Source organism: Priestia sp. FW507-14D1A (genome assembly GCF_058781295.1).
The window spans coordinates 190,221-210,381 of the sequence record NZ_JBYSWQ010000007.1 but is presented as its reverse complement, the minus strand read 5'-3'; the positions used below and the strand labels follow the sequence as shown (position 1 = coordinate 210,381).

At 38.3% G+C, this 20,161-nt stretch carries 18 protein-coding genes; 2 read left to right on the top strand and 16 right to left on the bottom strand.

Features of this window, described 5'->3' with window-relative positions; all coding sequences use genetic code 11:
- Positions 1-6 precede the first annotated feature (6 nt).
- The 7 genes from AC3WJG_RS22245 to AC3WJG_RS22215 all read right to left on the bottom strand — a co-directional run bounded on the left by AC3WJG_RS22245 (position 7) and on the right by AC3WJG_RS22215 (position 7,823).
- A complete protein-coding gene (locus AC3WJG_RS22245; RefSeq protein WP_013057585.1) occupies positions 7-678 on the bottom strand; it encodes a DUF421 domain-containing protein in 672 nt (223 codons plus the stop codon).
- Positions 679-793: 115 nt separating this feature from the next.
- On the bottom strand, positions 794-1,555 hold the full coding sequence (locus AC3WJG_RS22240; protein ID WP_337134532.1) for a M15 family metallopeptidase: 762 nt from the start codon (positions 1,553-1,555) through the stop codon (positions 794-796).
- A 160-nt stretch (positions 1,556-1,715) separates the two neighbouring features.
- Positions 1,716-2,783 (bottom strand): TolB family protein, encoded by a 1,068-nt coding sequence (locus AC3WJG_RS22235; protein WP_060746878.1) that lies wholly within the window; start codon positions 2,781-2,783, stop codon positions 1,716-1,718.
- A 25-nt stretch (positions 2,784-2,808) separates the two neighbouring features.
- Positions 2,809-4,278, bottom strand: a complete 1,470-nt coding sequence (locus tag AC3WJG_RS22230) for a sensor histidine kinase (protein ID WP_098334443.1) — start codon at positions 4,276-4,278, stop codon at positions 2,809-2,811.
- Positions 4,275-4,967, bottom strand: coding sequence for a response regulator transcription factor (locus AC3WJG_RS22225; RefSeq protein ID WP_028409061.1), 693 nt, complete (start codon positions 4,965-4,967; stop codon positions 4,275-4,277). Before AC3WJG_RS22225 ends, AC3WJG_RS22230 begins: the two co-directional genes overlap by 4 nt.
- A gap of 130 nt (positions 4,968-5,097) precedes the next feature.
- The gene (locus tag AC3WJG_RS22220; RefSeq protein ID WP_337134534.1) at positions 5,098-6,612 is read right to left on the bottom strand and encodes an FAD-dependent monooxygenase; all 1,515 of its coding nucleotides are present in this window, start codon (positions 6,610-6,612) and stop codon (positions 5,098-5,100) included.
- A gap of 35 nt (positions 6,613-6,647) precedes the next feature.
- Positions 6,648-7,823: a YhgE/Pip domain-containing protein gene (locus AC3WJG_RS22215; protein WP_337134535.1), complete on the bottom strand. Its 1,176-nt coding sequence runs from the start codon at positions 7,821-7,823 to the stop codon at positions 6,648-6,650.
- A gap of 198 nt (positions 7,824-8,021) precedes the next feature.
- Here AC3WJG_RS22215 and AC3WJG_RS22210 point away from each other — a divergent pair, with 198 nt between their 5' ends.
- Positions 8,022-8,630: a TetR/AcrR family transcriptional regulator gene (locus AC3WJG_RS22210; protein ID WP_060746882.1), complete on the top strand. Its 609-nt coding sequence runs from the start codon at positions 8,022-8,024 to the stop codon at positions 8,628-8,630.
- Positions 8,631-8,671: 41 nt separating this feature from the next.
- Here the strand turns inward: AC3WJG_RS22210 and odhB are convergent, their stop codons facing one another.
- The 6 genes from odhB to AC3WJG_RS22180 all read right to left on the bottom strand — a co-directional run bounded on the left by odhB (position 8,672) and on the right by AC3WJG_RS22180 (position 17,011).
- Positions 8,672-9,967 carry a 2-oxoglutarate dehydrogenase complex dihydrolipoyllysine-residue succinyltransferase gene (odhB, locus tag AC3WJG_RS22205; RefSeq protein WP_060746883.1) on the bottom strand — a complete coding sequence of 432 codons (1,296 nt, stop codon included), beginning with the start codon at positions 9,965-9,967 and terminating at the stop codon, positions 8,672-8,674.
- A gap of 16 nt (positions 9,968-9,983) precedes the next feature.
- The gene (gene sucA / locus AC3WJG_RS22200) at positions 9,984-12,845 is read right to left on the bottom strand and encodes a 2-oxoglutarate dehydrogenase E1 component (protein WP_060746884.1); all 2,862 of its coding nucleotides are present in this window, start codon (positions 12,843-12,845) and stop codon (positions 9,984-9,986) included.
- Between the two features lie 363 nt (positions 12,846-13,208).
- Positions 13,209-13,796, bottom strand: coding sequence for a PadR family transcriptional regulator (locus AC3WJG_RS22195; protein WP_060746885.1), 588 nt, complete (start codon positions 13,794-13,796; stop codon positions 13,209-13,211).
- Between the two features lie 66 nt (positions 13,797-13,862).
- Complete coding sequence (locus AC3WJG_RS22190; protein WP_043981557.1) at positions 13,863-15,407, bottom strand: MDR family MFS transporter; 1,545 nt, start codon at positions 15,405-15,407, stop codon at positions 13,863-13,865.
- Between the two features lie 138 nt (positions 15,408-15,545).
- A complete protein-coding gene (locus tag AC3WJG_RS22185; protein ID WP_337134536.1) occupies positions 15,546-15,992 on the bottom strand; it encodes an OsmC family protein in 447 nt (148 codons plus the stop codon).
- A gap of 122 nt (positions 15,993-16,114) precedes the next feature.
- Positions 16,115-17,011 (bottom strand): NAD-dependent epimerase/dehydratase family protein, encoded by an 897-nt coding sequence (locus tag AC3WJG_RS22180; protein WP_028409069.1) that lies wholly within the window; start codon positions 17,009-17,011, stop codon positions 16,115-16,117.
- Positions 17,012-17,176: 165 nt separating this feature from the next.
- Here AC3WJG_RS22180 and AC3WJG_RS22175 point away from each other — a divergent pair, with 165 nt between their 5' ends.
- The gene (locus AC3WJG_RS22175; RefSeq protein WP_337134537.1) at positions 17,177-18,397 is read left to right on the top strand and encodes a DUF418 domain-containing protein; all 1,221 of its coding nucleotides are present in this window, start codon (positions 17,177-17,179) and stop codon (positions 18,395-18,397) included.
- 41 nt (positions 18,398-18,438) lie between these two features.
- Here the strand turns inward: AC3WJG_RS22175 and AC3WJG_RS22170 are convergent, their stop codons facing one another.
- From AC3WJG_RS22170 to AC3WJG_RS22160, 3 genes are all read right to left on the bottom strand, one after another.
- On the bottom strand, positions 18,439-18,897 hold the full coding sequence (locus tag AC3WJG_RS22170) for a hypothetical protein (protein ID WP_492588594.1): 459 nt from the start codon (positions 18,895-18,897) through the stop codon (positions 18,439-18,441).
- A 324-nt stretch (positions 18,898-19,221) separates the two neighbouring features.
- Positions 19,222-19,512, bottom strand: a complete 291-nt coding sequence (locus AC3WJG_RS22165; protein WP_013057601.1) for a hypothetical protein — start codon at positions 19,510-19,512, stop codon at positions 19,222-19,224.
- 93 nt (positions 19,513-19,605) lie between these two features.
- Complete coding sequence (locus tag AC3WJG_RS22160; protein ID WP_013057602.1) at positions 19,606-20,094, bottom strand: GyrI-like domain-containing protein; 489 nt, start codon at positions 20,092-20,094, stop codon at positions 19,606-19,608.
- Positions 20,095-20,161 lie beyond the last annotated feature (67 nt).

Below are 20,161 nucleotides of genomic sequence, written 5' to 3'. Positions count from 1 at the left end.
GGGTTTTTAGAATTTTGTTATTTCTAGTCCTCGCTCTTGCTGCCATTCAGCATAAAAAACTTCGCTGTATTTTTTAATTTTCTTGATTGCAAGCTGTTTTTTTAACCATTTTTCATCTACGTTTGCTTCTTTCAAATTACCAGGCACTACTTTTCCATCCATGATTAACGCAATAGGTAAATTGGTTTGAGAATAAGGGATGTTTAAATCATTTTTCGTCGGAGGGCCGAATTCGTGTTTAGGAGCGACGCTCACCTCTCCATTTGTTTCTAAAATGACATATTCTGCTTCATACAGTGAAAAATACCCTTGCTGTCTCATTAGATGCTGAAGCTGATTTAAGTCCAAGTTGTTTTTCTTAAGCTCTTTATAAAGGATTTTCCCTTTATAAATAATCATTGAAGGCTTTCCTTCAAGAATTCCTCTAAACCCTGTAAAGGTTTGAGATAGCTTCGTCACTGCATAGATCAGAAGCCCCCAAATCAAAACGCTGTAAAGAATTTCAGTTAACTCTACTCCTTTTTCAAGAGCCGCATCCCCCACAATATTTCCCAGGACAAGCGTGGTAATAAAGTCAAACGGAGTGATTTGAGCAAACTGCGTCTTACCTAAAAGCTTCAGCATAATAAATAGCGCTAAAAATCCACATATCAGTTCAATCGCAATATCTTTATACATTGATACCCTTCCTCTATAGCAAGCATGTTATAGTATCAGTTTGTATCATATGTGAGAGTGATAAACCTGACTTTTCATTTTTCTTTCCTTTGTTCTCCAGTTATAGAACTTTTGATTAAGCTTTTTTCTTACTTGCATAGGTTTCTAACGTTGCATATTGATTAAAGATGGATGCGGCTTCTTTTTTCCCTACATATCTAAGGTGCCATGGTTCGTATTTATAGCCGGTAACCTGCTCTTCACCTTCAGGGTATCGAATAATGAATCCGTATTGATAGGCATTTTTTGAAAGCCAATGAGCCTCTGGTGTATCAGCGAAGCAGTCTGCTGCAGCACACATTCCACTTCCTCCCGTGACATCGATTGCTAGTCCCGTTTCGTGTTCACTTGTTCCAGGGTAGGCGCTATATGTGCGTGCTTGTTCTTCACCGTCTCGCTTTGCATAAAATGCAAAAAGCTCTTTTTGACGCTCGTGAGATCGATAACCGGATACACCAAGTAAGCTGATTCCCTCTTTTTCAGCATCTCGGAAAAGTTCTTCAAGCGCTTGTGCCGCAGGTTTTCTAAGCATTCGTTTTTCTATTTTTTCGTTAAAGATAAACGGAACGTCGGCATAGACTAAATCAGAAGGCTGATAGGATTCAGGAAGCTGATGTATTTTATTAACTAAAGCCGTAACCGATTCTGGATTGGCTATTACCACTGTTTCGTCTACATTAGATTTCGTTAAAGATGAAGAAGCTGATGAGCTTTCTAGTTTTTGAGGCTGTCCATTTTTCGTGAATTCTCTGGCAGGCTTTGATGAAGAATTGCTTGTGCCGCACCCTGCTATCATCAGCGTAAAAGCTAAAGAACAAATAAATAAAAAGTATTTCATGATGTCTTACTCCTTTCAAACGGCTTTTGATGTACTACAAAAGCCTATAAAGAAAGGATAAAATATAAATGTTTCTGTCTGTTATTCAGTTGTTTCAAACTTGTAAACACTCTAAAAAAAATGAAGATGTAAAAAAATAGAAATAGACTGCCTAAGCAGTCTATTTCAAAAAGATAATATACGTATGAACTTGATTTTGCGTAAAGCTCGATGCAACTAGTTTATGTCCTGATTGACTCCAAGCAAGCTGATCAGCGGCATAGTCCAAATTTACGTTTAAGTGTGTAACATCTCCTGTTAATCCATCTGCTATGAATATCCCTTTATCTCCCTCTTTTTCAGAAATAAAGTTATAGGCTAATTTCGAACCGTCGGGAGACCAGCTTACGCCAAAAATTTGAGTGGACAAAGCAAGCTGAAAGGCCTCTGATCCTTTTAAATCTGTGATAGACAGTGTTCTCGTTTGGGCATCTTTTTGCTGCACGAGCGCTAATTGTTTTCCGTTTGGAGACGGGATAATAGAAACCACATTATCTCGGATTTTTTCAGGATCCGTCTGTTCGTTATGAAGAAAAAAAAGCTGGTTGTTTACACCAATATAATAAATGCCACCTATTCCTTTAACTGCATCTAAGATTCGATCGTCTCTGTGCAACAGAGGTTTTGCTTCTCCTTTTACATTTGCTTTAGAAAGCTTTCCTTCCATTGTAATAAACATTACTTCTGAGTTATTAAGCCACTCTCCGCTTGATGGATAGAGAAGAACATTCTTTATTTTAACCGTTTTTTTTGTTTGAAGGTTCATTATATAACCAAATGTATCTTCGCCTTTTGCTACTTTATAAAAAAGATATTCACCATTCGGAGAAAGCTTCGCCGCATGTTGAATTTCATTGCTTGGATGCAACACAAAAGTAGACTTGTTTTTTAGATTATAAGTAGCTAAATTTTGTGCATATACCTCTTTGGGACCGAAATCGTGCGAACGAAATTGTTTATTTTCTTTACTAACAATCATTGTGTTTTCATTTAAAAATTGAAACGCCCTTACGCCGTTAATATCCTGAACGTCTTTCACTTCTACTTTTCCATCTTTATCTACTTGGTCCAATACAGTAATTTTCTTGTCGGGTTTTTCAACGGTTTCTCTATGGCTTTCTTCTTGTCCGCATGATGTTAAAATAAGAAAAGTGCTTGCTATACATATCATTAATCTATACCGTTTCAATAACGGTTCACTCCTTTTAGCTAACTCATTTCTCTTTTTTCAAAGGAAACGAAACTTTGAAAATCGTCCATTTAGAGTCAGAATGATGCAGCTTGATAACACCTTTTTGTTTTTCAGTTAAATCTTTGGCTAATGCTAAGCCAAGACCTGTACCTCCGGATAAACGCGACCGATCTTTATTTACGGTGAAAAATGGTTGAAATAATTTCTCTTCTGCTTCGGGTGGAATTCCTATTCCGGTGTTAGCTACATCCACAATAATAGAATTTTCTAAAGTGTAAGACGCTACTTCCACTCTTCCGCCTGGTTCATTATATTTAATAGCATTGTCAATTAAATTGATAAAAATGTGTATTAAGCTTTCACGATCAGCCCAAACAACTGCTTCTTTGATATTTGTATGAAGAGTCAAATCAAATTTAGCTGCTTTTCCTTTCATACGACCGCATATGTCTTCTAGAAGCCGCTTCAATTCAACTTGCTCTGGCCGCTGCTCGAAATCATATTTCTCAAGTGCTGACAGCTTTAAGATTTTATCTACCATTTCATGAAGGCGATTCGTTTCTTTACGAATATTCTGCACGCCGTCTTCCATAAGCTGAGGATCATCTCGATACATATCAAGTAAGTCAACATAAGCTTTGATCGATGTTAAAGGCGTCTTAAATTCGTGGCTGATGTTACCGATAAACTGCTTTTGCTGCTGTTCAAGAGACTGCAGTTTCGAAATAGCAAACTCAAGCTTTCTTTTTTCTTCATTCATTTGATCGATATTTTTTTCAATCGACGTACTCATAAAAAACAAGCCTTGACTAAGCTCTCCAAGTTCATCGCGTCGTTTGAACGGCACATCAGTTAAATAATGGCCTTTTCGAATCTGCTGTGAAGTTTTTTGAAGCGTAGCGATGAGCGAAGCAATGCGGTAAAAATAAGCGTAGCCAATTAAAAAAGCTGCTGCTGCTGCAATCGTTCCTCCCATACGAAATAAGTGCCTAATGTCAGCTATAAACTGCTGATTGTTTTTTAGGGAATGGTCAAAACGAATGGCTCCAATAAATTGATTATCGATTGACACAGGTGCGAAGTAAATAAGGGAAGAACCTGAAATTTGATAGGCTATTTTTCCTTTCAAAGCATAGCTAAGCGTATCAGAAACATCCACATCTTTTTGGCCGATGGGAATAGAGCTTCCTGCTTCCTGTCCTTTTTGATTATATAGGACTGTTTGCATTCCGCTTTGTGATGCAATGGAAGATGCAAGGCGCTGTCCTTTTTGCTGAAGAAAAGAATCTGTATTCAGAGACGGGTCACCGGTTACATAACTTTGATGAATCGTCTGCTCGGCTGCTTTGCTTTTTTGAATAAGTTCACTTTCTAGCTGATCACGCTGATTTGTCTCAATTCCTTTTAACACAAGTACGCTCAGTACGGTTACTGTTAAAATAATTAAAAAAGCCAGAACGAGCCCCATCTTAGCTTTTAGGCTGATTTTCATTCATTGATCCCTGCTGTCGCTTTATATCCAACCCCGTATACCGTTTGAAGCAAATAAGGTTCTGCTTCTCCTACTTTTTTTCGAAGGCGCTGCATGTGAATGTCTACCGTACGTGTACCGCCTGCATAATCCATTCCCCAGACAAGATCTAGTAAATCTTCTCGTGTGTACACTCTCTCTAAATTGGCAAGTAATAAAGCAATAAGATCAAACTCCTTTGGTGTAAGCTTAACTAACTCATTGGCAACATGTAACGTGCGCTGAATTAAGTTCACCTTCACTTTTCCCACCGCGATTTCCCCCACAGCTTCAGGAACTTCATTTTTTTCTATTCGCCGAACAAGTGCTTTAGCTCTAGCTACAAGTTCTCTTACGTCAAACGGCTTGGTCATATAATCATCTGCGCCTAACTCTAAGCCTAGAACTTTATCGACAATATCGTTTTTAACCGTTAACAAGATAATACCCATTCCTCTTCGATTCTCAAGTTTTCGGCATACTTCATAGCCGGTTAATTTTGGCATCATCACATCTAATATCATCACGTCAGGTCGAAAGCTTTTTACTTTTTCAAGTGCTTCTTCACCGTCAGATGCTGTGTCTACAATATATCCTTCGCGCTTGAAAGCATAGGATACCGCTGTAGCAATACTTTTTTCATCATCAACTACTAAAATCTTTTTATTCAATGTATCACGTACTTTCATTTGATATTTCTATTCGTCTATCTTATCAAACAGCTTTCCCAAAAACATCTCCAAGTTGTTTCGAAATTGTAAACAAAAATAAAAACACCATATAAGATGGCGTTTTTTAGATCTAATATTCATTTGTAAAAGGAAGGATTTTATGCGTATTCAAATATTGATGAAGCAGATCTATACGCTGCTCGCTGCTAATAAAACCAATGTATCCATCCGGTCTAATAACGTATAGAGCATCTTTTTGAAGCCCTGCTTTCTTCAAGTAAGGGTTCCAAGAAAACTCGTGCAAGGAGAAATCCTTTTCTTGCATGCTCTTTTTTAGCTTCTCTTCTGCTGTGCCATAGACATGTATTTGCCAGTTTAAAGACTGTAAAGATTCAAAATTCCGTTCTACATAAGGTAATCGATCACCACTTTGCACATTCGTCCCTTGCCCGCTGCTTAGGTCACTATTTCGATACTTAATGCGGATTTGAGATAAAATCGTAAATGCTTTGTGACGGGGATAAGGGAAACGAAATAAAAAGGATAGTACAGGTGGAAAGATATGCTTTCTAAAAAATTGACTCGTTTTATCTCTTGCCACCATTCGCTTAAAAGCGCGATCAGTTGTATTTACAAGCAGCTCTGCAAAAGGCAACCTTTCTTCTTCGTATGTATCTAATATGGAAAGTGCCGCTTTTCGTTGAAGGACAGCTGCTAATTTCCATGAAAGGTTGATTGCATCTCCAATTCCTGTGTTCATTCCTTGTCCGCCTGCAGGACTATGAATATGGGCTGCATCTCCACTTAGAAAAATACGCCCCTGTCGGAAACGACTTGCTACTCTGTGATGGATATGATATGTCGAGAACCAATTTATACCCTCAACCTGAGTACCAAATGTTCGTTGAATAAAAGCGTGAATGTTTTCAGCTTTTACATCGTTTTGACCCCCAAAAGCTGAAGGAATAATGCCGATCATTCGATACGTTCCTTTACTTCTAACAGGCATACAAATCAAAAATTCTTCATTGCTAAATGAAATACTGATTTTTTGATCCTTCATCACTTCACCAGAGCCGTAAACATCCATCACATAAAAATACTGTTTATATTTTTCTCCTTTAAACTCTATATTCATTTGCTTGCGAACTGTACTGTGCGCTCCGTCACATCCACAAATATACTTAAAATAAGCGGTTTCCTCTTGCTGGGTTTTTAATAAAGTTTTTACCCCTTCTCCGTGTTCAGCTAGAGATAGTAACTCCGTCTTCCATTCTACTTCAATTCCAAGATTTTTTAATTTTTCAAGCAGAAAGCGCTCGTGGTCGTCCTGTGGAAATGTAAGAACAAAAGGAAAAGGACTTAATCCTTCTCCTAAAGACCCTAGATGAACTTTTGCTTTTATTTTATTCTTTACTCGGACGTATACATCTTCCATCTTAATCCCGCGGTCTATGACTTCATCTGCAAAACCGAACTGCTGATAAAATTCAAGCGTTCGCGGTAAAATAGCCATTGCCCGGGAGGCTTGCCCAGGCCCGTCGCTTTTATCAATAATTCGAAAAGGAATGTTATGTCTGGCTAAATTGTAGGCCATAACGAGGCCAGTAGGGCCGGCACCAACGATTAGGATTTGTGGATTCATCATCATCTCTCCTTTTCATTCAGTTACAGTATCTTTTATATGGAGCGAGACTTCTCTTTTTTCACAGAAGATGCAGGTAAAGCAGAAGCAAACAGAGCACACAAACTTATTAAAGAGATAAGAGCTAGAGCGGATACAGAACGATTCCATGTCAGATGTTCTCCAAAGAAAAATAATTCTCTTACGCCATCTACCATAAATCTCATTGGCAGCCATGGATAAATCCACTCTCTATAAAAATCAGGCATAATTTCTGGGGCCATTGAAAGTAAAGGTGTGCCAAAAAATAGAATAATAACGAAAATTGGAAGTCCCTTTAGTCCTAGCCATGAAAGTACGGCTGATATCAAGGTGAAAAAGCTGAAGTAAGCAATAGCTAAGAATAGTGCCGTATCCAAAAATGAAGGAACGCTTATTCCAACTACTTCAGCAAGCCACACTAGCCCGAAACCAGCAGCTAAAGCAAGTATAGCCCCGATGACTATGAACCCTACTTGGTTAACGAGTTTCTCTTTACGAGAAGAAAACGTGATTTTTTGGATGCTGAGGAAGACCATTGCGGCACCGGCTATACTCGCCATCCACAGCGGCTGAAATAATGAAACGGGGGCATTTCCGTTGACACTATGAGTCCCTGTTTCGTTTACGTTTATCACTGTCTTTTGAATTGGTGCAGCGAGTGCTAATGCTTGGCTTGCACTTAGTTGCGTTCCGTTTTGTTCAAATCTTTTCACTAGCTGCAAGCGCATATCTTCATTCATCTTATCGACTGTCCCGTTTAGCACCTGACTTGCTAGTGTTGAAGCAGCTGTATTCATTCCTTGATTCACTAATAATCTAATAGCAGGTGCATCAGGCTTAGCCGTCTGAAGAGTCGCCTGTTTTTTTGTGAAATCTTTTGGAATGATAAGCGCCCCGTAGTATTGTTGATTATTTAACCCTTTTTCAACTTCTTTAGTATTTGAGACAAAGATCCATTTAACCGAAGACTGTTCGGTACTTGCCCCTTTCGTATTTTGTTCGATTTGATTCCCTATATTTACATTACCCTTTGCTGGAACTGTCATTCCTTCGTCAGCATTTACGAATGCGATTGGCAAATTCTTAGGTGCTGAGCTTGCCGAAGGAATTAAGGTTAGAATAAAGATAAAAATAACAGCTACTACTACAATTGGTGAAAAATATATAAGCTTTTGATTCCCTAATTTCATATAGATCTCTCCTTTTTGTTTAAAGGATATACACGTTAACGAAAAGATAATGTACATGATGTTGATTAGTGATCATTATGTAAATTATAATGAATTTACCTGTATTCTCAATATGCAATAATAGCGGGAATGTCGATTACTTAACACAAAGCATATAACTGTTCATTATTAAAGAAAAAAGTAGGTGTTTTAAAAGCTGTGGGGAATTCAAAAACAGATCGCAGAATTATTCGAACGAAAAGATTTATCCGAGATGCTTTGACAGAATTAATGGAAGAGAAAGGGTTTGAAGGCGTAACGGTCAGGGATTTGACGAAAAAAGCGGATATTAATCGCGGAACTTTTTATTTACACTACCAAGATAAATACGACTTGCTTGAAAAAAGCGAAAATGAAGTCATTCAAGAGATAAAAGAATTTATCAAAAAGGCAAATCCCAATGAGATTGTGTCTGCTAATTTAAAAGAACAGCCTTTGCCGTTTATTATTACACTTTTTGAATATATTCAAGAAAATGCACGTTTTATGCAGGTTATGCTTGGTCCAAAAGGCAACCCTGGCTTTCATCTTAAAATTAAAGAAGTTATGAAAACCAATATGCTGGAAAAATTAGAGCTCATTGATAATAAAACGCCTCCGCTTGTTCCACTTGAACATTTAATGTCTTACGTAACGTCAGCGCATCTTGGAGTTATTCAGCACTGGTTAGAACAAGGTATGAAGCAATCACCGCGAGAAATGGCCCTGACACTCTCTAGCATGACGTTTTTGGGTCCTGCTTATGTCGCAGGCATTAAGCGAACATAAAAGAACCTGCTATTCTCCGAGAGAATAGCAGGTTCTTTTTATCAACCTTCTAGTAATAAAGATTCTGGATCTTCTAATAGTTCTTTAACAGTAGCTAGGAAGCTTACAGCTTCTTTGCCGTCAACGATACGGTGATCGTAAGAAAGTGCAATGTACATCATCGGACGATTTTCGATACGCTCTTCATCAATTGCTACCGGACGAAGCTGAACTTTGTGCATTCCTAAAATACCAACTTGAGGCCCATTTAAAATTGGTGTAGACATTAATGAACCGAATACGCCGCCGTTTGTAATTGTGAACGTTCCACCTTGTAAATCTTTTAATGCTAATTTGTTGTCGCGCGCTTTTTTCGCTAAATCAACGATAGATCCTTCAATACCAGCGAATGTTTTGCGGTCAGCATCACGTACAACTGGAACAACAAGACCGTCTGGAGCTGACACAGCAATACCGATATCATAGAATTTTTTAATTAATAACTCGTTTCCTTGAATTTCAGCATTTAATAATGGATACTTTTTAAGTGCTGCTACTACTGCTTTTGTAAAGAACGACATAAAGCCAAGTCTTACGTCGTGCTGTTCAAAGAATTTGTCTTTGCGTCGTTTGCGAAGAGCCATAACAGCAGTCATGTCTACTTCGTTAAACGTTGTTAGCATAGCCGCTGTTTGCTGAACTTCAACAAGACGTTTGGCAATTGTTTGACGACGACGTGACATACGTTCGCGTTCAACAGGTTTATCGCTATTTTCACTTGCCGCTGGAGACGGAGATACCGGGTTAGCTGGCTTACTTGCTTGCGCCTGCTGCTTTTGCTCATTTGATTTTTGGTCTGCATACGAATCAATATCATGTTTGCGCACACGGCCAAGAGGATCAGTAGTTGGCACTTGATCTAGCTTAATTCCGCGTTCTCTTGCTGCTTTTCGAGCTGCAGGAGAAGCAATTAGCCATTGTTTTTGATTTCCTTGCTGAGGCGCTTCAGCTGCTGGCGCTACTTCTTCAACAGTTTTTTGCTGAGCTGGAGCCGCTTCTTGCTTTGGTGCTTCCTCTGCTGGTTTTTCTTCAGCTTTTGGTGCTGCTGGTGCTGAAGCTCCTTCTTTCGCTTCAAGACGTGCAATTGTTTCACCAACTTGCACTGTATCACCTTCGCCAGCAAGAAGTTCCGTTAGTATACCAGAGTCTTCAGCTGTAATTTCAACGTTAACTTTATCTGTTTCAAGTTCAACGATATAATCGCCTTTTTCAACGAAATCTCCTACTTGTTTTAGCCACTGTGCAACTGTTCCTTCAGAAATTGATTCTGCTAATTCCGGTACTTTAATCTCTCCCATGGTTCATTCCCCTTCCTTATCGTGTAACAACGTCGTTAGCAATTTCATTTTTAGTTAATGCATCTTGTAAAATACGTTCTTGTTCTTGTCTGTGAACTGTTGGATCTCCTTCAGCTGGACTTGAGCGTCTTGTGCGGCCGATGTAGTCAACCGTAGCTCCTTCTGGTGCTACTTCACGCAGTCGATCTTCTACATAGTTCCATGCGCCCATGTTTTCCGGCTCTTCTTGTAACCAGACAATCTCTTTTAAATTTTTATAGCGAGCAAAGATTTCAGCAATTACGCGTCTTGGGAACGGATAAATTTGTTCTAGACGAAGGACGTGTAGCCAATCTTTATCATCTTCTGCTTTGTTTAAGCGTTCCGTTAATTCACTGCTGATTTTTCCGCTGCACAGAACGATTCGTTCAACTGCATCTTCTTTTTTACCTAATCCAGGCTGTTCTACTACTAAGCGGAAAGAGCCTTTTGTAAACTCTTCAAGGTTTGACACACTAAAAGCATTACGAAGCAAACTTTTTGGTGTCATAACTACTAGCGGTCTTACTTCTTCCCGCTGTAAAATGGCAGCTTGTCGTCGAAGTAAGTGGAAGTATTGTGCAGCGCTTGTTACGTTTGCGATTGTCCAGTTGTTTTCACCAGCTAGCTGTAAATAACGTTCTAGACGAGCGCTTGAGTGTTCTGGTCCTTGACCTTCATGGCCGTGTGGCAGCAATAAGACCATTCCAGATTTTTGTCCCCACTTAGCACGGCCTGCGGCAATAAACTGGTCAATGATAACTTGACCTGCATTGGCAAAATCACCGAACTGTGCTTCCCAAAGAACAAGCGTTTCAGGAGCAAATACATTATAGCCGTATTCAAATCCAAGAACGGATCCTTCTGATAATGGACTGTTACGAATATCAAAGGAAGCGCTTACGTTCTTCATTGCGTGTAGTGGTGAGTAAACATCCCCTGTCTTATGATCATGAAGAACAAGATGTCTATGTGCAAACGTACCACGTTCAGAATCCTGGCCTGTAATACGAATTGGCGTGCCGTCTCTTAAAATCGTAGCGAATGCAAATGCCTCACCCAATGACCAATCTACGCTTTCATTTTCTTCAAACGCTTTGGCACGTTTAGATAAGATGCGATCAAGTTTTGGAAATACGTTAAATCCTTCAGGGTATTTCACTAGCTCTTGATTCACTTCAAACAGCTCTTCTTTTGTAACAGATGTATCAATATCTGAAATTCCTTTGAAGACTGCTTGTGGCATTTCCATAATTCTATGTTGCTTTTCAGCTTTTGGCGGTACTTTCTCATAAGCTGCTTTTAACTTCGCTTGTAACTCTTCATTAATTTGATCTGCTTGGCCGCTTTGAATCACGTTTTGTTCTTCAAGCTGCTTTGCATACATAGCACGAACCGTTGGACGTTTTGTCACAATTTCATACATCTTCGGCTGCGTTACAGACGGTTCATCCATTTCATTGTGGCCAAATCGACGGTATCCAATTAAATCAATCAAGAAATCTTTGTTAAAACGTCTGCGATACTCATAAGCAAAGTAAGCAGCAGCTAGACAGGCTTCCGGATCATCCGCATTTACGTGAACAATTGGAATTTCAAATCCTTTTGCTAAATCACTTGCATATTTCGTTGAACGAGAATCGACGCTTTCTGTTGTAAATCCAATCATGTTGTTAGCAATAATGTGGATTGTTCCACCTGTTTGATAACCAGTCAATTGATTTAAGTTCAGCGTTTCTTGTACTATACCTTCACCAGGGAACGCAGCATCTCCGTGAATTAAAATCGCGAACGATTTTTTTACATCTTGTGTTGGGTATCCATTCACATCACGCTCATCTTGAGCTGCTCTTGTAAACCCTTCCACAACCGGATTAACAAACTCCAAGTGACTAGGGTTGCTAGCCAATGTCAAACGAGCTCGAACTGTGTTCTCTGCTTTAATTTGTTTGTCGGCACCCAGGTGATATTTTACGTCTCCCGTCCAGCCGTAGTTGATACCGATTGAACCTTCTGAAGGAACTAATTCCTTGTTAGGTGCATGCTGGAATTCTGCAAAAATCATTTCATAAGGCTTGCCTAATACGTGTGCTAATACATTTAAGCGTCCACGGTGAGCCATACCGATATTAACCGTTTTTGGGCTTGTTTCCACTGAGCGTGCAATCAGTTCATCTACAAGTGGAATTAACATATCTACGCCTTCAATAGAAAAGCGTTTTTGTCCGACAAATGTACGGTGTAAAAATTGTTCAAAGCCTTCTACTTCTGTTAAACGCTTTAATACAGAAGTTCTTTTCTCATTTGAAAGAGGTTGGAAAATAGCACCTGACTCGACCATATCAGTCAGCCACTTATTCTCTTCCATGTTATGTACGTGATGGAATTCAAACGCAATGGTTTTTGTGTAGACATCTGTTAAATAGTTAATTGCATCTAAACCATTTTTGACGTGTGATGGCGCATTCGTACATAAAATATCAACCGGAATTGATTTTAAATCTTCTTGCGTTAAATTGTAATCTTCCAAGTGAAGCAAGACAGGATCTTTCTTCTCGCTTTCAAGAGGCTTAATTGATGCGTATAGATGACCATAAGCACGGATGTTTTCCGCTAGCTTAATAGCCGATGCAATTTTAGATGTGTTAGCTGAAGGTGCAGCCTGTGCGTATTCAGCTTGCTGAACCTGCTCACTTTCGTTTAATGGAGGAGCACCCCAATAATCAAATAATTCTTTTAACTCTGGATCTACTAGATCTGACTGCTCTTCATATAACTCATACTGTTCTAATACATAGCCATAGTTCGGACCCAAAAATCCTTGCCAAGGCTCCCCTCTATTCGACGTTTCGTTACCCATGATAAAACCCCCAACGAGTTATAATAATTGTCGTACTCAACAATCTTTCCATTTTGAATGTCGATTACCTTATCGTCTGACATCTTTACAACGAGTGATAAATCTCACTGCGTGTGTATCTGATATCTGCTTATATTTTACCACTCTTTTACTCGTCAATCAAAATGAAATCGCTATATTTCTTTAATTTTTTTTACTTTTTTAATAGTCTTACTACTTTTTGAAAGCGTTTTATAAGTAAAGCTGATTAAAGGTCGAATCAAGTGTTAATTAATTGTTATTGACCTAGCTTTTGGCAAAATTAAATTGCTTGAAATATATTTTATGACTATTAAAAAAAAGAAGCAGCGTTTTGCTTCTTTTTTAAAACTCATCTACGATTTTTTCAACGTCTTCAAAATAACCATCATCTACTTCTGTAAGCTTGCTGCTTTTCGCCGCTTCGAGTAAATGAGTGAACCAAGTTAGTTCTACTTTCAAATGCATAATCGTGCGCATAATGATCGACAGATTTGCAATGGAATGATCCACCTTTTTAACTTGGTACAAATTTTGCATTTTTTCTAAATAAGCTGCCGTTTCCTCAATCTTTTTTTCTAGAGCAGAAGCCACTTTTTCTTGATCGACGTAAGAAGTAAATGAAAGCGCAGCATAAACTGGTCTATGCATATGCTCTTTTTTTAACAGCTGTTCAAAATAAAGGCGCTCGAATTCTTCTTTTCCTGCATCCGTGATAGAATAAACGGTCTTTTCAGGTCTGTTCGTCTCTCGAATCACATCGACTACTTTCACCAACTTATCTTTTTCGAGCGTATCAAAAGCGTAATATAAAGAACCGCTTGCAAGTTTAATATAGTGCTTCATTTGTCTTTCATTAATGGTTTGCTGAATTTCATAAGGGTGCTTATTTCCTTCCATTAATAAGCCCAGTATGACTAATTTAACACTCATAACATCTTTCACCTCTTGACATGCATCTTATTTAGTAAAAAAAGCACGAACATCTTCGCGCTTTTTCTATTTTTGAGCTGCAGGTTCCTTTGCTTCTACCCGCTTTTTAGGGGGAACTTCCACTCGTTCATTTCCCATTAAAAAGACAGTAATGATAGCTACTGCAATTGGAATAAGAGCAAGCATAAATGCATACGTGATCGATGTAGACATAGCATCAACAATCTTATCTAATATTTGAGGCGGAATGCTGTTTCGGGCACTTGATTGAAAAACTGCACTCGGATCTCCTATTTGAGAAAATGCTCCTTGTGATCCATTCCCCATACCTTGAAAATTGCGCTGCAGCTCATTTGTAAATGTATTGCTTTGAATCGTTCCAAAAATCGTAACTCCCAGCGTCATTCCTAAAGAACGCGCAAATGAGTTCGTTGAGTTGGCAGAACCTCTAAACTGTGGATCCAGCTTATGCGTTGACGAAGTTGGTAAAAGAGAAAAGCTAAATCCTACGCCAAACCCAGTCAAAATCATGAATACCGTCAGCATCCAACGAGGTGTATCAGGTTCCATTGTTCCTAATAAAAACATTCCCACTGCAAATGAAAAAACGGACATAATCATTAAGTTTCGAAAGCTTGTTTTTGTTAGAAAAATCCCGCCGATAGCACTTCCTGCTACCGAGCCTAACATCATCGGAGTTAAAATTAAACCTGCATTTGTAGCAGAACCTCCATAGACAGCTTGAACGAAAATAGGAATAAATACCGTTAAAATAATAAATGTTGCTCCGTATAAGAAAGCGAGAATTTGTGATGTTGCAAATAAACGGCGCTTGAACATCCAAAATGAAATAATCGGCTCTTGCGCGCGTTTTTCCACAAAAAAGAAGAGTGATAGCGCCACAGCAAAGATAGCAAAAAGAGATAAAATTTGCGGAGAAGACCAATCGTACTCTTTCCCTCCAAGTTCAAGAGCAAACATTAAACTAACTACTGAAATTACAAGAGTGGCTGCACCAGCCCAGTCAATTTTTTGTTTTTTATGACTTTTTGATTCTTTATAAAAGCGCACAATAAAAAATAACGATAAAAGTCCAATCGGCACGTTCACATAAAATACCCAGTGCCAGCTGATGTATTCCGTAATGTATGCACCAAGAAGCGGACCAAAAACGCTTGCTGAGCCAAAAACGGCACCTAATAATCCTGTCATTTTCCCGCGTTTCTCGGGAGGGAAAATATCAAATACAATGGTAAAAGCAATCGGAAGAAGCGCTCCTCCTCCAATTCCTTGAATCGCCCGGTAAATACTTAGCTGCACAATGCTTTGCGCTAGGCCACACAATGCAGAGCCAAGTAAAAATACCGTCAATCCAAAAATAAAAAACCGTTTACGGCCGTACATATCGGATAGTTTACCAAATATCGGCATACCCGCCATCACGGCAACCATATAGGCAGACGTCACCCAAACAAACTTATCTAACCCGCCTAGATCAGAAATGATTTTCCCCATAGCAGTCGCTACGATGGTATTATCCATGGCTGACATAAAAATACCGAGCAGCAATCCTGCTACGATAAAACGAATATTTTTTTCTGATGAAACCATTTCAGTTCCTCCTTTCGCGTCATCTTTTTGATGAACAAAAATGATAGCTACTTAAATTATTATATTCAAATTTGAGTATTTTACAATCTTAAATGTGCTTTTTGTAGAAATAAACATAAGAAAAGCGTAATGGGTCCATTACGCTTTTACTGTGAGCTGAGGTTCTAAGTCGATCTCAACATTTCCTTGAATGGCTCTTGAAATCATACAGGATGTTTCTGCTTTTTTTATAAGTCGATTGATTTTTTCTTCTTGAGCCGCAAATTCAGATGTGATGATAACATGAGGTTTATGAATAATTTTTTCGTATGTGAATACACCATTCGTCACGTCCACAATAGCTTCTGATTCCATCGTTAAACCCTCCTGACGAATTCCACTTCTTTCGAACATCGCTGCAAGCGTGATGATGTAGCAAGTGGCTGCTGCTCCTAGCAGCATTTCATCTGGATTTGTTCCCACCCCTGGCCCGTCCATTTCTGGTGGAATAGAAATGTTTGTTTTTAATTGTCCTGATTCAATTGTACCTACTTCATTTCGGCCTCCTGGCCAATTTGCTTGCAAATGAAAGTGATGTTTTGCCATAGTTTATCCTTCTTTCTTCTATATAATGATGTGTACCTAGCGTACCCTTTTTATGTATAAAATAAAAATGTTCTGCTTGTCACAGCAAAAAGACTGCTAAACGGCGCAGTCTTTGTTTTTTCTTAACTTAAAGGTACTTTCTTTTCGCTTTCAACGAAAGCTTTGATTAATGATGGCAGCCAGTCCTGCAGGTTTGTAAATGAATATCCCCAAAAGCTAGCCTTTTCATTGCTCATCGTCCAAGAATGATCTACTCCGTAAGGAGAACTATTTTCATCTGTTAAACGAGAGGTTGTTTTTGCGGTTTTATTCGCTGCTTGTTCAATATATGAAAATAAATTTTTGAGTGAAATAGTACCATTTGAACAAGCGTTAATCGGTCCTTTTAGCTTCTGTTCTGCACACCAGACTAAAAATTCACCGGCTTCTTCCTGTGAAATGAAGTTCATTTCTGCTTCAATAGCCGGTACACCAATTTCTTCTTCATGCATAATTTTTTCTACGTGAAAACGTAAGCGATCCGTATAATCATCTTTTCCCATTACAATTGGAAAACGGACAGCCGTTACCGAAAACGGTGCTTTTTGAAAAAATACCGCTTCAGCTTGGCGTTTTCCTTCTTGGTAGGAAATATTTTCACGACGTGTATATGAAATAGGATACTTGTATGGATCAAAATCTTCTTCATAACACGTTTTTTCTAAAGAACCGTATACTGAAAGAGTCGAGGTGAGTACATAGTGACTCGTACTATGACGAAAAGCTTCAACAGCCACAGCTGCGCCGTGTGAAGAATAGCATATTTGATCGAAGATAACATCCCATTTTCTTCCTCGTGTTGTTTCGATTACAGAATCTTTTTCTACACGATCAAGAAGAATCCGTTCAACTCGGTTGCCGAAATCATCTGGTGTTTTACCTCGCGTTGCTAACGTAACCTTAACTCCTTTAGAGAGCAATGTCTGGACTAAATTTTTCCCAAAAAAACGAGTTCCACCTAACACAAGTGCTGTTTTCATCCTTTTCTCCACCTTTCGTATTTGATATGGATAACCATACCATTATTATCCAACTTTTTTGTTCATAAAGCTATGAATCTTTCCGCTTATTTTTTTATATTCCCACCTATTTTTTCGCCACTGTCGTGTTAAGATGTACATATCTAACAAAAAGGAGCGCCAGTGATGAAGCCTTTTCCACTTCCCCTTAACGAACGCCTTGTTGTTCTTGATATTATTCGGGGCATTGCTTTGCTAGGCATTTTCTTAGTAAATATCCCTGCTTTTGCTTCGCCGATATTTATTTTTCAGCTGTACGATATTCCTTATGAATATAAAGGAATCGATGCTTATATTGATTTATTCCTGCTGCTGTTTGTTCAAGGAAAGTTTTTTACGATTTTTTCTTTTTTATTTGGACTTGGATGCGGAATCTTTTTGCATAGAGCTGAAGAAAAGCATTACTTTGCCGCTGCTTTATGGTCCAGAAGAATGGCTTCTTTGTTATTAATCGGGCTTTTTCATCTTGTCTGTTTCTGGTATGGAGACATTTTGCATGTGTATGCTATTGGCGGTTTTTTAATGTTGTTTTTTTATAATCGAAAAACCAAAACAATTTTGCTGTGGGCAATAGGCTTGCTATGCTTTTTTTATCTTTTGGCTTGCATCCAGTTTTTCACTCCAGCCCACGTCTTGCAGGAGGCTCAGCGGGAGTATAAAGTTTTACATGAACATGCCTTAGTCCAATATTTATCCACCTACAGGCAAGCAGACTATTTATCTTGGATGTTTTATCGTTTGAAGGTTGAAGTGGTACCTATGCTATTAAATCTACCGTTTTCTATCTTTCCCGTATTTTCTATGTTTTTATTTGGCTTATATACCGCTAAAAAAGGATTAGTACATAATATCGAACAAAACCGTTCTTTTGTTAAGAAAATTCAGTCAATAACAGGCGCAACGGGTTTTACTTTAACTATGATTCTTGCTATCTTAAAACTAGAAATTTTAAAATATGGACTCTATCAGCAGGCGGCCATTCACCTTTTTACAAGTTTGAGCGGCATTTTTCTATGTTTTTTTTATCTTACCACCTTACTGTTATTCCTGCAATTTTCTCCTTACGCTTCGATGCTGGGTCTTTTTAAGTATAGTGGAACAATGGCATTAACAACTTACCTTAGCCAAACTTTAATTTGCCTGTGGATGGTTCGATCCTTTGGTTTATACGGAACTCTTACCTTAACAGAAAGCACGATTATTTGTCTCATTATATATACACTCCAGCTTTTTTGTAACAAGTGGTGGCTTTATTATTTCTATTACGGTCCGTGTGAATGGTTATGGCGGAGCTTTACATACCGATCTTTCCCGCCTCTCAGACGGAATAGAAAAGCTTCAGCTTAACAGCAAATCGGCCTTCAAGTTTGAAAGCCGATTTGTCTCCTTTACTGCAAAGGCGGTATGGTTATTCGTTTAATTCCATTTGTCTCAAACTCTCGTATATACTCCATTTCTCGATGAAAAATTTGCATAAAAACTTCATTTTTTATTTCTTTAATGGGCCCTATTTGTTCTATCACATCTCGTTTAGCCATGCGATAGGCTAGCGCTTCCCAAAACACTTCGTTATCGTATTCTCCAATAATATCTTGAAGAGAATCTTCATGTTCTTCTGTAAACATAACCTCATTATTTAGCATGTGAAAAGGTCCTTTTTCAAGGAAAGGCTCTGCATGAGAAAACATTTGTTTTTCTACATCCGTATATTCTTGTGCATGCTCATCTTCCACTCCAGAACATGCTGTGACCATCCAGTTACCTAAATAAATTAAATCAAGCAGTTGGAAAAAATGCGTTTCAGATAGTTGAAGTTCAATATCGTTTTTTATAGGAGCTTTTGACATAAGCGCGGATCTCTCCTTTAATTTTGAGGGTAGTTGCTACTAAATAAAATAGCTAAAAGGGTTAGTATGCAGGCTAGCAGGAAAACTGAAGAAATGGCTTCACCTCTTTTCTGTAGTGTAAAAATAGAGGTACTGACATCCAAAGAAGTGAATACGAAGGGTGTAAACTTATCATAATCGAAATAAAGACAAGATACAAGACTTTTTTACTAAATTTTCTGACTATTTTCGTCATAAATACGTATTTTTGTTTTGTTTATACTAGAAAGGTCCGAACATTGCGTGCGGAGCTGCCCAAAATAAAAAAGCGCTGAATCAGGCGCTTTAACGGTGTAAAAAAATAGATAAACCAATAAAAAAAGCAGCTAAAATAAAATCAAAAATCCATTGCCACTTCTCACGTTTTAACAATACGTGCTCTACCCCTGATAACAGCGAACTTATACTAACCAAAACAAAAATAAAGCTTAATTGGTTAAACGAAAATTTAGTGACAAAATTTGATACAAGTATGACTGCTACGGTGATGAACAGTGCCATTTGACTTATAAGTACCCATTTAATTCTCTGTTTATATCCGTCTTTTAAAGCTTGTAATAAATCGTTGCTGATCACTCTCGCTAAACCCCTTTTGTATTCCTATCGTCAAAAGTAAGAACGCAGCAAAAAACGCTTCTCTGCATCTTAACTACTTAGCAAAACTAGCTATTAAATTGAAACATAAATATCGACTTGACTGTATTCAGGATCAATACAGCGTTCATCATATAATTCAAAATCTATTTTATAGGCACGATGATTTTTTTTAGCCCACTCGCGAATATAAGCCCAAGCCTCTACGACTACCTGTCTAGCTGGCCCAACAGCTGTTGTAAACACCATGTATTCACCTTCTGGGATGATGAACTCTCTCATATCATCTTTCAGTTCGCCGCCGGGTAAAACTTCATATCCGAGAGCAAATGTAAAATCCATTTTTTGATTGTATTCAAATTCTGTATAAAGAGCAAATGTATTGCCATTTACTTTATTGGCGATTTTATTAGCTAACTGTTGTTTATAAAAAGTCTGCCAGTGCTCAGGAATAAGACCTGTGCCCGTTTCTTCCACAGGTTCATCTGTTCGAATAGGCACTCCTACAACAGTAAATTCATTTACCTTGACTACTTTTTGACTTACAACTAAGTCAGTCAACATATTGAGCCCCCTTAATTCTTCTTTTTCTGTAGTTACAATGAGGGAAATACTTCTTAATATGCATTTT

Coding starts and splice junctions, on each gene's coding strand:
- AC3WJG_RS22185 (WP_337134536.1), bottom strand. CDS start 15,992: ATGGCAAAACATCACTTTCATTTGCAAGCAAATTGGCCAGGAGGCCGA.
- AC3WJG_RS22170 (WP_492588594.1), bottom strand. CDS start 18,897: ATGTCAAAAGCTCCTATAAAAAACGATATTGAACTTCAACTATCTGAA.
- AC3WJG_RS22220 (WP_337134534.1), bottom strand. CDS start 6,612: ATGAATCCACAAATCCTAATCGTTGGTGCCGGCCCTACTGGCCTCGTT.
- AC3WJG_RS22245 (WP_013057585.1), bottom strand. CDS start 678: ATGTATAAAGATATTGCGATTGAACTGATATGTGGATTTTTAGCGCTA.
- sucA (WP_060746884.1), bottom strand. CDS start 12,845: ATGGGTAACGAAACGTCGAATAGAGGGGAGCCTTGGCAAGGATTTTTG.
- AC3WJG_RS22180 (WP_028409069.1), bottom strand. CDS start 17,011: ATGAAAACAGCACTTGTGTTAGGTGGAACTCGTTTTTTTGGGAAAAAT.
- AC3WJG_RS22190 (WP_043981557.1), bottom strand. CDS start 15,407: ATGGTTTCATCAGAAAAAAATATTCGTTTTATCGTAGCAGGATTGCTG.
- AC3WJG_RS22160 (WP_013057602.1), bottom strand. CDS start 20,094: ATGTTGACTGACTTAGTTGTAAGTCAAAAAGTAGTCAAGGTAAATGAA.
- AC3WJG_RS22195 (WP_060746885.1), bottom strand. CDS start 13,796: ATGAGTGTTAAATTAGTCATACTGGGCTTATTAATGGAAGGAAATAAG.
- odhB (WP_060746883.1), bottom strand. CDS start 9,967: ATGGGAGAGATTAAAGTACCGGAATTAGCAGAATCAATTTCTGAAGGA.
- AC3WJG_RS22215 (WP_337134535.1), bottom strand. CDS start 7,823: ATGAAATTAGGGAATCAAAAGCTTATATATTTTTCACCAATTGTAGTA.
- AC3WJG_RS22240 (WP_337134532.1), bottom strand. CDS start 1,555: ATGAAATACTTTTTATTTATTTGTTCTTTAGCTTTTACGCTGATGATA.
- AC3WJG_RS22230 (WP_098334443.1), bottom strand. CDS start 4,278: ATGAAAATCAGCCTAAAAGCTAAGATGGGGCTCGTTCTGGCTTTTTTA.
- AC3WJG_RS22175 (WP_337134537.1), top strand. CDS start 17,177: ATGAAGCCTTTTCCACTTCCCCTTAACGAACGCCTTGTTGTTCTTGAT.